The following is a 13,210-nucleotide window of genomic DNA, read 5'->3' on the forward strand; positions in this document are numbered from 1 at the left end:
GGATTCCGCCATGACTTCACAAATGGTGCTGACCATTGGGCGTGACGCCCTCACCCTGCTGCTGATGATTTCCATGCCAGTGCTGGGGGTGGTCATGGCGGTGGGCTTGTTGGTCAGTATTTTTCAGGCTGTCACGCAGATCCATGAAGCAACGCTGGCGTTTGTGCCCAAGCTGATTGCGGCCATGGTCGTTTTTGCGATTGCTGGGCCTTGGATGCTCAGTACCCTGGTGGACTTCATCCGCCGGACAATCGAATCGATCCCGTCGATGATTGGATAGCACATGCCAATCTGGGCACTTGGCGGCCTCAGGACAATGCTGGGCTGCTGGAGTCAGCGACGAGCACTGGGGGCGGCCGTGCCTTGGCCGTCAATGCGCCCAGGCCGCGCCGGTGGAGGAGGGGCGTGATCACCTTCTCCGAAGCTCAGATCATGGCGTGGCTGTCTCCCATTCTGTGGCCCTTCTTGCGCGTGCTGGCACTGTTTTCCGTGGCCCCAGTGTTCTCCATGCGGGTCGTGCCCATGCGCGTAAAAATCGGTCTCGCTTTCCTTGTGGCCTTGTGTGCGCAAGGTGTTCTGGGCGAGCAGCCTGTCATCAGCGTGAACGGCCGTGAGGCGCTGGGCACGGTGGCGCAGCAGGTGGCTGTGGGGCTGGCGATCGGCTTTTCGGTTCGCCTGGTGTTCACAGCCGTTGAGCTGGCTGGTGAAATCATTGGCCTGCAGATGGGGCTCAACTTTGCATCGTTCTTTGACCCCACCTCCAACGGACAGATCAGCGCCGTGGCCCGGTTTTTTGGCCACATGTCCATGCTGCTCTTCATTGTCATCAATGGCCATTTGTTGATATTGATGGCCGTGGTCAAAAGTTTTGACCGCTTTCCAGTCGATGGAAATTTTCTGCAGGCGTTGGGACAGATGCGGTTGTATGAGTTGGGTGCTTCGCTCTTTTCCAGCGCGCTCTGGATTGCCATGCCCATGATTGCGCTGCTGCTCTTCGTCAACCTGACCATGGGCATCATCTCGCGTGTGGCGCCGCAAATGAATATCTATGCGGTGGGTTTCCCGGTCACGCTCACGGTGGGGATGCTGGGCATAGCAGCAACGTTGCCGATGCTGGAGCAACCGGTGTTGGCTTTGATGCAACAAGCCGTGGATCTGTTCTCTGTTGGCAGGTAGGGCCGTTAGTTACACCAGCTGATTGCGGATGGCGTAAACGGTCAGTTCAGCATTGTTCGAAAGCTTCAATTTTTCGAGAACCCGTGAGCGGTACACACTCACGGTTTTAGGACTCAGCATCAATTCATCGGCGATGTCAGACAGGCGCCGCCCCGATGCAATCTTGACCAGGGTTTGCAGCTCTCGTTCGGAAAGCGCCGCATGGGGCACCTCCGGCGTGGGTTGAGCCAGGCTGTCCGCAAGCATCTGGGCCACTTCGGCAGTGAGGTACTTGCGCCCCTGCATCACCGTGCGCACTGCCGCAATCAGCTCCACCGGATCGCCGGCCTTGTTGGCGTAGCCTTGGGCTCCCGCCTTGAGGCAGCGCAGCGCGTATTGATCCTCGGGGTACATCGAAACCACCAGCACCCGGATGGTCGAGTGGGTCTCGCGCAGGCTGGCCAGTACTTCCAGGCCGCTGCGTCCGGGCATGTTCAGGTCCAGCAGCAGCACATCACAGGCAGCCGTGCGCAGAACTTCACGCAGCTCAGAATACCCGCCCGCTTCGCCGGTCACCTGAATGTCCGGTGCTTCGGCGAGTGTGTCGCGAATGCCGCGCCGCAATACGGCATGGTCGTCGCACAAGACGACATGGATCACTGGGCATCTCCTGGAGCGGATGTGGAAGGAGATGGTAACGGGACGGACAGAATGACCGACGTGCCCTTGCCCGGCCGACTGCTGATGTCCAGCCATCCCCCTACGGTGCGTGCACGCTCTTGAAGGCCCTTGAGGCCGAAGGCTTTTGGTTTGTCGCGAACTGTGGAATCCATGCCACGGCCATTGTCCGCGACCTCCAGGGTCAGTACCCCTTCCTTGTCAGACAGTTCAATGTCCACCTTGCTGGGCTGCGCGTGCTTGGAGATATTGGTCAATGCTTCTTGGGCAGTACGGTATGCCACCAATTGAATGTCGGTGGGTATATCGATGGTTTCGCTGCTGCTCTGCATCCTTGTGGTGATGCCCGTCCTGCGCTCAAAGCCCGTGGCCAGCCACTGGACAGCCGCCACCAGCCCTTGTTCCAGGATGGGTGGGCGCAGGTTCATCATGATGCGCTGGCTGGCGCCAATCGCGTGTTGCAGCATGTCCACCGCAGAGGTGGCATGCTCTTGCATGGCAGGATCGGTACTGTGGCGCCCTATCCAGGCCACGTCAAAGCGTACTGCGGTCAGTGCGCCACCAATGTCGTCGTGGATCTCGCGAGCGATGGCGGCCCGCTCATGCTCGATGGAGGTCTGCAGATGCTCGGCCAACTCGGCCAAGCGGCGTTGCGACGTGGCCAGCTCGGCAATAGCCTGCTCGCGCGCGTTGCGTGCTTCGTGCACTTCCAGGGTGCGGGCAATTACATGCGGGAGGCGCTGGATATCGTCTTTGAGCAGATAGTCCGCTACCCCGAGTCGCATCGCGTCAACCGCTGCGGGCTCGCCAATGGCACCTGAAAGCAGCACAAAAGGTGGGTGATGCGGTTTTTGCGCCACATGGGCCCAGGCATCCAATGCGGTGAAGCCTGGCAGGCGGTAATCTGCCAGGATGATGTCAAAGTGGCCGCTGTCTGTCAGTCTTTGGAATTCAGAAAGGGTGTCAACCCGCTGCAGGTGGCAACGGAGCCCTGATCGGCGCAACGCACGCGCTGCCAATTCGTGATCGGCCGGTGAATCTTCAAGATGGAGGATCTCAAGGGTCTGGTCTGGTGTTGCAGGGACCATAGGAGCGCTATCATAGGATACAAATTGGAACAAACAAGGGTGTTTGTCCGGTTGGGATGGTTTGTGCGTCAGCGTCCAATGGGCGTGGATGCTCCGGTTTGCTCGGGGGCCTTGGCAGGTTACTGATGCAAGTATCGTAGTCCTGTGTATTTGCGTGTTTTGCTGCTACGTGCTGCGATGGAGAAACGATGCAATCTACGCTAACAACGCCTGGAGGACCTGCTGTCCAGGTTCCCGTCATGGTGGCGGCAGAGCTGCAGGACTCTTTGTTGGTCGTGATGCACGACTTGCACCGCCTGGAAGGCTTGCTGAACCACGCCACCGACAACCTGCTGGAACGGTTTGGAGAGGCAAACGCCATGTTGACAGATGCTGTAGTGGCGGACTCCCCGGAGTTGGTGGCCGCGCGTACGGCGTTGCGCAGCGCAGTGACTGAGTTGCAGTTCCAGGACATGGCCTCCCAACTGATATGGCACACCACCAAGGTGCTGCAGGGCTGTGCCTTCCGGCTGGCCTCGGAAGCCATGGGGCATGAAGAAGGTGAAGATGCCGCGCCCTTTGCGGAGATGGCGCCCGACAGGCCGAACCCTGTCACCCAAAGCGAGATGGATGCAGGTTCTGTGGACCTGTTTTGACGTTCACATCACTGGTTACCTTATATATTCAAGTCAGTTGGAGCCATACATGCAATCGATCCTTGCCGTTGATGATTCACCTTCCATGCGCAAAATGGTGTCCTTCACCCTCACAGGTGCCGGCTATCACGTCGTGGAGGCAGTGGATGGGCAAGATGCCCTCGAAAAGGCTGAGACGCACAACATTGACCTGGTGCTGGCAGACCAGAACATGCCACGTCTTGATGGTATTGGCCTGACCCGCAAACTGCGCGAGCATCCCAAATTCAAGACCATTCCCATCCTGATCCTGACGACAGAGTCGAGCGATCAAATGAAGCAGGCGGGCCGCACAGCGGGTGCCACGGGATGGCTGGTAAAACCTTTTGATCCGAATCGCCTGATCGAAGTCATCCAGAAAGTGATCCGCTGAGCCGGGTTGACTGAGATCATTTAGTACACAGGAGCCCACCATGGCGGAAACCTACCAAGAAGGATCAGGTGCAGGCGCTGACTTCGACCTCAGCCAGTTCTATCAGATTTTTTTCGAGGAAGCGGGTGAGAACCTCGACCAGATGGAGCAGATGCTGCTGAATCTGGACCTGAGCAGTGCTAACGACGAAGAGCTCAACGGCATCTTCCGCTGCGCTCACTCGATCAAGGGAGGTTCTGCCACCTTCGGGTTTTCTGACGTGGCCGAGCTGACCCATCAGATGGAGTCCCTGCTTGATCGTCTGCGCCGCCATGAGCTGCAGCCCATCCCTCAGATGGTGGACGTTCTCCTGGAGTCTGCAGATGCTTCGCGCAGCCTGCTGGCACGGCATCAGGCGGGTGGACAAGGTGAGGCGGTTTCCACCACCTCCTTGGTTCGCCGAATCAGCGACCTGGCGGCAGGCTTGGTGCCCGGCGATGCTGCGTCTGTGGTCGCAGCGCCGCCTCCTCCTGCACCCGCGCCGGTGGCAGCAGCCCCGGCTCCTGCGCCCAAGGTTTCTGCGCCTGTTGTGCCAGGGCAGGCACGGCAGCTGGAAATCCAGATCGGGCCACTGGACCGCCCCGAGCAGGCCGACGCGATCAAAGAATTGTTCCGAGACATTCCCGGTTTGGGGGCGATCCGCGATGTCCCGGGCAGCCAGGCCAATACGCGGGTCTTTGCGGTGGAAACGACGTCCACCAACGATGATCTGCTGGACCTGTTTGCGTTCCATGTTTCCAAGGACCAGGTGCTGATTCGTGATGCTGCCGCTTCTGGTGACGCAGCCGCCGCAGATGCGGACGACGAGCCCGTGGTTGCTGTAGATACCTCCGGGGGCGAAGCGCCTTATGGATTCTTCAACGGCGCACCCGGAGCACCCCATGGTGAAGCTGCGGCGGCTGCCCATGCGCCTGTCGCGCAAGCTCCCAAAGCTGCGCCCAAGGCGAGCGCCGAGCCCAAGGTGGCGATGCAGGCACAGATGGAGTCCACCACCATCCGCGTGGATGTGAAGAAGGTCGATCAACTGATCAACTTGGTGGGTGAGTTGGTGATTACGCAGGCCATGTTGGCGCAGAACAGCCGGGGCCTTGATGCTGGGGCCTACCAGCAATTGCTGGCCGGGTTGGCAGATCTGGATCGCAACACGCGCGACCTCCAAGAGTCGGTGATGTCGATCCGCATGATTCCAATGTCCATCGTTTTCAGCCGCTTCCCGCGCATGCTGCGCGATCTGGCGAACAAGCTGGGCAAGAAGGTGGAGCTGGTGACCCTGGGTGAAGCCACCGAACTGGACAAGGGCTTGGTCGAAAAGATCACCGACCCGCTGACCCACTTGGTGCGTAACAGCTGCGACCACGGTATTGAAATGCCTGCCGATCGTCTTGCCAAGGGCAAATCCGAGCACGGCACCATCACCTTGTCGGCGTCGCACCAAGGTGGGTCGATCGTGATCGAGGTGCGTGACGATGGTCGTGGCCTGTCGCGCGAGAAGATCCTCAGCAAGGCCCAGGAGCGCGGCATCGAGGTGTCCGATCAGATGAGCGATGCCGATGTCTGGCAGCTGATTTTTGCTCCAGGCTTCTCCACGGCCGATGAGGTGACCGATGTGTCAGGCCGTGGGGTCGGCATGGACGTGGTCAAACGCAATATCGCAGCGCTCAACGGCTCGGTAGAGATCGATTCTGCAGAGGGCTACGGCATGAAGGTGTCCGTTCGCCTACCGCTGACGCTCGCCATCATGGATGGCATGTCGGTGGGGGTGGGCGAAGAGGTTTACATCCTTCCCCTGTCGTCGGTGGTGGAATCGTTCCAGGTCAATGCGGACGATGTCAGCACCGTGGCGCAAGGCTCGCAGCTGGTCAAGGTGCGCGACGAATACATGCCTGTCATCGCGCTGGAGAAGATCTTCCAGGTTCCGCGCTTTGACCTCAACAAATCCAGCAACATCATGGTGGTGGTCGAGGCTGACGGAAGCCGTGTGGCCTTGCTGGTGGATGAGTTGCTCGGCCAGCATCAGGTGGTCGTCAAGAATCTGGAATCGAACTATCGCAAGGTGCCCAATGTGTCGGGCGCCACCATTTTGGGTGACGGCACCGTGGCCTTGATTTTGGACACGGGTGGCTTGGTGCGTCGGGCGCGCCACTAGATACAGGTGCGGGCGCCCCTGGGGGCGCTGCGCCGCCATGAAAGGAGAATGCACCATGAGTGTGATCGGTAAAACTGCAGACGCTGCACCAACGGGTGCTCGTGAATATCTGACGTTCCGCCTCGACCAGGAAGAGTACGGCATCGACATCCTGAAGGTGCAGGAAATCCGGGGCTACGAACCTCCCACCCGCATTGCGAACGCGCCAGACTTCATCAAGGGCGTGGTCAATTTGCGCGGCACGATTGTTCCCATCGTGGACATGCGCATCAAGTTCAACTGTGCGCAGGCGGACTACAACAGTTTCACTGTGGTCATCATCCTCAACCTGCGCAACCGTGTGGTGGGCATTGTGGTGGATTCGGTGAGCGATGTGATGGAGTTGACACCAGAGAGCATCCGTTCGGCCCCTGATATCGAGAGTGCGATCGACAACAGCTGCATCTTGGGCTTGGGGTCCGTGGGCGAGCGCATGCTGATCTTGCTGGATATTGAAAAGCTCATGTCCAGCGTGGACATGGGCTTGGTGACCGCCAACGAATAAGGCGTAGCAGTCAGCAGCCAGTGGTGGCGCAGGCGCATGTCAGGCTGTGAGCTGTGCTCGCAGACCTTTTGGAGCGAACAGGACTTCCCCTCGGACGATCAATATGGCCCAAACCACCAGTGCTTCGGCGTCAGTCCGGTCAGGCCCTGCCCGGGTAGATCCTGCGTATGCCGCAGCCGTAGCGCCCTCTGGCCCTCTGGCCCAGGGGCGAGAATTTGTCTGGACCAATGCAGACTTTGCCCGTGTGCAGGCGCTGATCTATCAGCGCGCTGGTATCAGCTTGCATGATGGCAAACACGCCATGGTCTACAGCCGCCTGTCGCGGCGGCTGCGCGACACGGGGCACACCAGCTTTCACGACTACCTGAGCTGGCTGGAGAACCATGACGGGCCGGAGTGGCAGGAGTTCGTGAATGCGCTGACCACCAACCTCACGGCATTCTTTCGCGAGCAGCATCATTTCGAGATTTTTGCGTCGCACCTGCGCTCCAAGCCATCCGCCAACTGGCGGGTCTGGTGCAACGCGGCCTCTACGGGCGAAGAGCCTTACTCCATCGTGATCACCGCGTTGGAGGCGCTCGGCGCCAACGCATCTTTCAAACTGACAGCCAGCGACATTGATTCGCGCGTGCTGGCCACCGCGGCGCAGGGCGTGTACCGGCTCGACGGTGTGAAGGGCTTGAGCCCTGAGCGCTTGCAGAAATTCTTTCTCAAAGGCAAAGGCGGGAACGCGGGCATGGTCCGCGCCAAGCCGGAGTTGCGGCGCGCCATCGACTTCATGAGTGTGAATCTCATCCGCGACGATTGGCCATTCAAGGAGCCCTTTGACGTGGTTTTCTGCCGTAATGTGATGATTTACTTTGATGCCCCTACACAGCGGCGCGTGCTGGAAAGAATCCACCGCGTGCTCAAACCGGGTGGCATGTTGTTTGTGGGGCACGCCGAGAACTTCAGCGAGTCCAAAGACCTGTTCACCCTGCGTGGCAAGACGGTGTATGAGCGCCGCTGACCTGTCCATGTTGTCCTGCACATTGCACCCATGACCAACATTCAAACAGGTTCATCCCCTTCCAATGCTGCTGCTGTGCCCGGCAATTCCGAAAGGCGCCGCGCTCCGCGTATTGCGCCGCTGAGCGCCGATATCTACAGCTCTGGCAACGGGCCCGCGCGCGAGTCGTCGCTGCAGGAGCTCAAGGCCCGCAGCCGCAAGCCAGGAGAGGCCTCGTTTTTTTACCTTGATCACCACTTCCAGCACAACGCGGTGAAGGTGCTGCCTGGTGAGTATTTCGTGTCGGATGAGAACATGGTCATCATGACCGTGCTCGGCTCGTGCATCGCTGCCTGCCTGTGGGACAGCCGCGCACGTGTGGGAGGAATGAACCATTTCATGCTGCCGGACGGCGATCTGGCGGACGCATCCGGGCGTTATGGTTCCTACGCGATGGAGCTGTTGATCAATGAAATGCTCAAGCTCGGTGCACGCCGTGAAACCATGCAGGCCAAGATTTTTGGAGGGGCCCAGGTGATGCACAACTTCACCACCATGAATGTGGGTGAGCGCAACACGAATTTTGTGTTGAACTATTTGCACACTGAGCGCATTCCGATCGTCTCCGAGGACGTGCTCGACATCTATCCGCGCAAGGTGGTTTTCTTTCCAGTGACCGGCAAAGCGATGGTGAAACGGTTGGCGCATGCCCATCCCGAAGCCCTCGTGGCCCAGGAGGTTCGCGGCAACGCGGCCACTGTTGCCAAGACCACGTCGGGTGGTTCTGTGGATCTGTTTTGATAAAGGTTTGAGTTAATGAGCAGGAAAATCCGGGTGATCGTGGTGGACGATTCGGCGCTGGTCCGTAGTCTGCTGTCAGAGATCATCAACCGCCAGCGGGACATGGAGTGCATTGGCACGGCCAACGACCCTCTGGTGGCGCGCGAGATGATTCGCGAATTGGATCCGGATGTCATCACCCTGGACGTTGAAATGCCACGCATGGACGGCATTGATTTTCTGGGGCGCTTGATGCGTCTGCGGCCCACTCCGGTAGTGATGATCTCCACGCTGACCGAGCGTGGCGCGGAGGTCACCATGAAGGCCCTGGAGTTGGGCGCCGTCGACTTTGTGGCCAAACCGCGTGTGGGGCTGGCCAGCGGGCTCAACGATTTGGCGGCGCAGATTGTGGACAAGATCCGCGTTGCTGCCGTCGCGCAGGTGCGCCGCGCCCCTGTGCGTGATGCAGGCCCAGCCTCCAGTGTTGTGGGGGGCACTCCTTTGCCCCACGCCGTACCCGCAGCTGGTCTGCTGGGTCGCGTTTCCACTGAAAAGCTCATCTGCATTGGGGCGTCCACCGGTGGTACCGAAGCCATCAAGGAGGTGCTGGTCCAGATGCCTGCGGATTCGCCCGCGATCGTGATCACCCAGCACATGCCTCCCGGGTTCACTACCAGTTTTGCGTCCCGTTTGAACGGGTTGTGCCAGATCACCGTCAAGGAGGCGGTGAATGGCGAGCGCATTCTGCCCGGCCATGCCTACATCGCACCGGGCGGCACGCAGTTCCATGTGGCGCGCAGTGGCGCCAACTATGTGGCGGTGGTGGACGATGGCCCTCCGGTCAATCGCCACAAGCCCTCGGTCGAGGTACTCTTCAAGTCCGCAGCGGCGGTGGTGGGGCGCAACGCATTTGGCATCATGCTCACGGGCATGGGCAACGATGGCGCTGTTGCCATGCGGGAGATGAAAGACGCCGGCAGCTACAACTATGTGCAGGATGAGGCGACCTGCATCGTGTTTGGCATGCCGCGGGAAGCCATTGCCCACGGTGCCGCCGACGAGGTGCTGCCGCTGGGGCAGATTGCTCCTGCCTTGATTGCCCGGTTGCGCGGAACAACGGACCGCCTGCACCACCGGATTTAAGGGCGATTACCGAGCCCTGGCGGCGGGCCTTCACCATGTGTGTCCCCGCCAGAGCCTCGCGCCATGAACCGGTTTGGCGCCTATTCAGAGAGTGCTGTCCAGCGCTCCAACGCGGTCATCAGCTCCTCGTCGATGGCGGCTGCTCGGCTTGTCATGGCTGCCGCGCGTGTGGGGTCAGTACCAAAGAGTGAGCCGTCGGAAAGTGCGTCTTGAAGGGATTTCTGTTCCGTCTCTAGCGCACTGATCAGGCCAGGCAGTTGATCCAGTTCGCGCTGCTCTTTGTAACTCAGCTTCTTTTTTGATAGCTGTGCAGGCTTATTTGATATGCGCTCCGGCGTGCTTTGATCTGAAACTTCCGGTGTAGGTGGTTTGGAGGACGTTGCAGCAGCTTGCAGTGACCGACTGCGTTTGGATTGGAGCAACCAGTCTTGTACGCCGCCTTCGTACTCGCGCCACAGGCCGTTGCCTTCAAAAGCGAGGGTGCTGGTCACCACGTTGTCGAGAAAGGTGCGGTCGTGGCTGACCAAGAACACCGTGCCTTCGTAGTTTTCGAGCAATTCCTCCAGCAGGTCCAGGGTGTCAATGTCCAGGTCGTTCGTGGGCTCATCCAGCACCAGCACATTGGCCGGTCGGGCGAACAGCCGGGCGAGCAGCAGGCGGTTGCGTTCCCCGCCGGACAGCGACCGCACTGGAGAGTGCGCGCGCGCGGGGGAGAACAGAAAGTCGCTCAGATAGCTCTTGACGTGTTTGCGCTGATTGCCGATCTCGATCCATTCGCTGCCAGGGCTGATGAAGTCTTCCAATGTGGCGTCGAGGTTGACAGCGTGGCGCATCTGGTCAAAGTAGGCTACTTGCAGGTTCGCTCCCTGCCGGATGGTGCCCTTGTCGGCCTGCAGTTCGCCCAAGATCATCTTGAGCAGCGTGGTTTTACCGGCGCCGTTCGGGCCGATCAAGCCCACTTTGTCCCCGCGCAGTATCGTCCCGGAGAAATTGTGAACGATGGTTTTGTCGCCGAAGGCTTTGCTCACTCCTTGCAGTTCCGCCACGATCTTGCCCTGGTAGCCGTTGGAGCTTCCGGTGGCGACATCCATGCGCACACTGCCAACGACCTCACGGCGAGCCTCCCGCCGGGCGCGTAACTGTTCCAAGCGGCTGATACGGCTCTGGCTGCGGGTGCGGCGCGCTTCCACACCACGCCGAATCCAGATTTCTTCTTGTGCCAGGAGCTTGTCGGCCTTGGCGGCGATCACTGCCTCCTGCGCCAACTGCTCTTCTTTCTGAATCTGGTATTGAGCAAAGTTACCGGGGTAGGAGCGCAATTGACCGCGGTCCAGCTCCACGATGCGGGTGGCCACACGGTCAAGGAACGACCGGTCGTGGGTGATGGTCACGACACTGCCCGGAAAGTCCAGCAGCAGGTCTTCCAGCCACTCGATGGAGTCCAGATCCAGGTGGTTGGTGGGTTCGTCGAGCAGCAACACGTCAGGGCGTGCCACCAGCGCCTGCGCCAGCGCCACGCGTTTTTTGGTGCCGCCAGAGAGTGCTCCGACCACGGCTTCCGGGTCGAGATGCAACCTCTGCAGGGTTTCTTCGACACGCTGCTCCCAGTTCCAGGCGTCGTAGGCCTCGATCTCCGATTGCAATGCATCCAGATCCAGTCCGTCCGCTCCCGAGAGGTATTGATCGCGGATAGCGATCACGCGTTGCAGGCCTTCGGAGGCTGCCTTGAAAATGGTGGCATCGGGGTCTAACGTCGGCTCCTGTGCGACGAAGGCAATGCGTACCCCCTGCTGAACTTGCAAAGAGCCATCATCCGGCTTGGCAAGTCCTCCCAGGATTTTGAGTAGGGAAGACTTTCCCGCACCATTGCGGCCAATCAGGCCAACCCGCTCAGCGGTCTCCAGGGAAAAGCCGGCGTGATCCAGCAGTGCAACATGCCCAAATGCGAGTTGGGCGTCCAGTAAGGTGATAAGTGCCATAGAGCGGGATTATCCGTGTCGCGCTCTGGCGGGATTTTTTTGCGCCAGTCACATGATGGAGTGACAGCCGGTCGGGCGCAACTTTGATTGGCGGAAAATTCCGCGATCAGTTACGCAGCGATTTCTTCAGAATCTGTCGCGCCCCTGCAAGCGTGCAAGGACGCGCAGGTCTTCCCCGATCCTGTCTACCGTATGGAAGCTGAGGGCATGTGCCTCTGCAAGTGTCGCCAAGGGAGCTATCTGGGCCAATCCCATACCCTCGCCCATCAGCTTGGGGGCGAGATAGACCAGTAGTTCATCGACCAGTCCTTCGCGCAGCAGCGAACCATTGAGCTTGTAACCTGCTTCCACGTGCAGTTCATTGATCTCCCTGCGCCCGAGGTCTTGCACCATCGCGGGTAAGTCCACCTTACCGGCACTATTCGGCAAAGTGATCACGGTGGCGCCAAGGGCTTCGAGCGCGCTACGCCTTTTCTCGTGTGCAAAGGCTGTATAGATATAAACCGGCCGGTTCGCTGCGAAAAGCAAGGCATCCAGAGGAACAGCTAGCTCGCTATCCACCAAAACGAGTGCGGGTTGCCGATCGGTGGGTACATCCCGCACATCCAGTCGTGGGTTATCTGCGAGTACGGTCCCGGTGCCGGTCAACACCGCGCAAGCCCTTGCGCGCCATGCATGTCCGTCGGTACGGGCGGCGGGACCGGTGATCCATTGGCTTGCTCCATTGGGCAAGGCGGTCACACCGTCGAGCGAGGCGGCTGCTTTCATGCGGACCCAGGGCGTTTTTCGAATCATCCGACTGAAAAATCCCAGGTTCAGCTCCCTGGATGCTTCCGCCCATTGCCCTATCTCTACAGCAACCCCCGCCGCGCGCAGGCGTGCAAACCCATTGCCCGCCACTGCGGGGTTGGGGTCGGCAATCGATGCGACGACCTTGGCGATACCTGCCTTAATGAGTGCATCGCAGCAAGGACCCGTACGTCCATGGTGTGAGCAAGGTTCTAGCGTGACGTAGGCGGTAGCACCTTGAGGGGAATAGCCCCTCTGCTCTGCGTCGCGCAGAGCCATCACCTCCGCATGTGGCCCCCCCGCGCGCTGGGTGGACCCCTGGCCAATGATGGTGCCGTCGTGGTCGACGAGCACGCAGCCCACGCGCGGGTTGGGCGATGTCCTGTAGAGAGCCTCATGGGCAAGATCCAATGCCGCCTTGGTGTAATCCGTCATGGTTGGTGTCGATGAAAAAGCGACTGGTACGGGTTGTAGTCACAGCAGCTTACGCGACGTTCGCGAGATGGCTGTTGACGCAATGCTTACCGAGACCGCCAGAAAGAGCGTGGCTTTCCTGTTCCTGGATGCCTTGGAGGCCGCGGTGACGGGCCTGCGGGACTGAATGTCTAATCGCATGAGCGGGGCTGAGACGGGCAACCCCCTAGGTTTACCCTGCTGCCTGTTGTAAACCGTGCTATAGTCGAAGGCTTCGCTACTGAGACCTGAGCGCAAAAGTGTTGGGGTCGAGGGGGTGGTTTGTGGTGGTGCTTAGGTGCTGCGGCAGATGGCTCGGAAGGTTGGCGAAGAAAGTTTGGTTTTGTCTTCTTGGCGGTTGAAAAACCGGTATAGAATAGA

13 protein-coding genes are annotated in these 13,210 nt (G+C 59.7%); 9 read left to right on the plus strand and 4 right to left on the minus strand.

The features are described from left to right. Nucleotides 1–10 precede the first annotated feature (10 nt). Both fliQ and fliR read left to right on the plus strand, forming a co-directional pair. Entirely contained in the window at nucleotides 11–280 is a 270-nt protein-coding gene (gene fliQ / locus ASC83_RS18245; RefSeq protein WP_015015801.1) for a flagellar biosynthesis protein FliQ, read from the plus strand. 125 nt (nucleotides 281–405) lie between these two features. Then, on the plus strand, nucleotides 406–1,176 hold the full coding sequence (fliR, locus tag ASC83_RS18250) for a flagellar biosynthetic protein FliR (protein ID WP_056065753.1): 771 nt from the start codon (nucleotides 406–408) through the stop codon (nucleotides 1,174–1,176). Nucleotides 1,177–1,185: 9 nt separating this feature from the next. Here fliR and ASC83_RS18255 read toward each other — a convergent pair whose 3' ends face one another. Beyond that, nucleotides 1,186–1,815, minus strand: coding sequence for a response regulator transcription factor (locus ASC83_RS18255; RefSeq protein WP_056065755.1), 630 nt, complete (start codon nucleotides 1,813–1,815; stop codon nucleotides 1,186–1,188). Further along, entirely contained in the window at nucleotides 1,812–2,921 is a 1,110-nt protein-coding gene (locus ASC83_RS18260; RefSeq protein WP_056065757.1) for an ATP-binding protein, read from the minus strand. The genes ASC83_RS18255 and ASC83_RS18260 overlap by 4 nt, the downstream gene beginning before the upstream one ends. Nucleotides 2,922–3,109: 188 nt before the next feature. Between ASC83_RS18260 and ASC83_RS18265 the strand changes: the two genes are divergently transcribed. From ASC83_RS18265 to ASC83_RS18295, 7 genes are all read left to right on the plus strand, one after another. Then, nucleotides 3,110–3,556: a hypothetical protein gene (locus ASC83_RS18265; RefSeq protein WP_056065760.1), complete on the plus strand. Its 447-nt coding sequence runs from the start codon at nucleotides 3,110–3,112 to the stop codon at nucleotides 3,554–3,556. A gap of 49 nt (nucleotides 3,557–3,605) precedes the next feature. Then, nucleotides 3,606–3,968 carry a response regulator gene (locus ASC83_RS18270; protein ID WP_015015796.1) on the plus strand — a complete coding sequence of 121 codons (363 nt, stop codon included), beginning with the start codon at nucleotides 3,606–3,608 and terminating at the stop codon, nucleotides 3,966–3,968. A 40-nt stretch (nucleotides 3,969–4,008) separates the two neighbouring features. Continuing rightward, the gene (locus ASC83_RS18275) at nucleotides 4,009–6,153 is read left to right on the plus strand and encodes a chemotaxis protein CheA (protein ID WP_056065762.1); all 2,145 of its coding nucleotides are present in this window, start codon (nucleotides 4,009–4,011) and stop codon (nucleotides 6,151–6,153) included. Nucleotides 6,154–6,208: 55 nt separating this feature from the next. Next, complete coding sequence (locus tag ASC83_RS18280; protein WP_015015794.1) at nucleotides 6,209–6,697, plus strand: chemotaxis protein CheW; 489 nt, start codon at nucleotides 6,209–6,211, stop codon at nucleotides 6,695–6,697. A gap of 103 nt (nucleotides 6,698–6,800) precedes the next feature. Then, complete coding sequence (locus tag ASC83_RS18285; RefSeq protein ID WP_056065766.1) at nucleotides 6,801–7,706, plus strand: CheR family methyltransferase; 906 nt, start codon at nucleotides 6,801–6,803, stop codon at nucleotides 7,704–7,706. Between the two features lie 30 nt (nucleotides 7,707–7,736). Further along, nucleotides 7,737–8,486, plus strand: coding sequence for a chemoreceptor glutamine deamidase CheD (gene cheD / locus ASC83_RS18290; RefSeq protein ID WP_056065769.1), 750 nt, complete (start codon nucleotides 7,737–7,739; stop codon nucleotides 8,484–8,486). A 15-nt stretch (nucleotides 8,487–8,501) separates the two neighbouring features. Continuing rightward, nucleotides 8,502–9,608 (plus strand): chemotaxis response regulator protein-glutamate methylesterase, encoded by a 1,107-nt coding sequence (locus tag ASC83_RS18295; RefSeq protein WP_056065772.1) that lies wholly within the window; start codon nucleotides 8,502–8,504, stop codon nucleotides 9,606–9,608. An 80-nt stretch (nucleotides 9,609–9,688) separates the two neighbouring features. Here the strand turns inward: ASC83_RS18295 and ASC83_RS18300 are convergent, their stop codons facing one another. Together ASC83_RS18300 and ribD are read right to left on the minus strand one after the other, a co-directional pair. After that, nucleotides 9,689–11,587 (minus strand): ATP-binding cassette domain-containing protein, encoded by a 1,899-nt coding sequence (locus ASC83_RS18300; protein ID WP_056065775.1) that lies wholly within the window; start codon nucleotides 11,585–11,587, stop codon nucleotides 9,689–9,691. A 126-nt stretch (nucleotides 11,588–11,713) separates the two neighbouring features. Then, nucleotides 11,714–12,811, minus strand: a complete 1,098-nt coding sequence (ribD, locus tag ASC83_RS18305; protein WP_056065777.1) for a bifunctional diaminohydroxyphosphoribosylaminopyrimidine deaminase/5-amino-6-(5-phosphoribosylamino)uracil reductase RibD — start codon at nucleotides 12,809–12,811, stop codon at nucleotides 11,714–11,716. Nucleotides 12,812–13,210: the final 399 nt, after the last annotated feature.

Source organism: Acidovorax sp. Root402 (genome assembly GCF_001425125.1).
Classification (GTDB): Bacteria; Pseudomonadota; Gammaproteobacteria; order Burkholderiales; family Burkholderiaceae_C; genus Acidovorax; species Acidovorax delafieldii.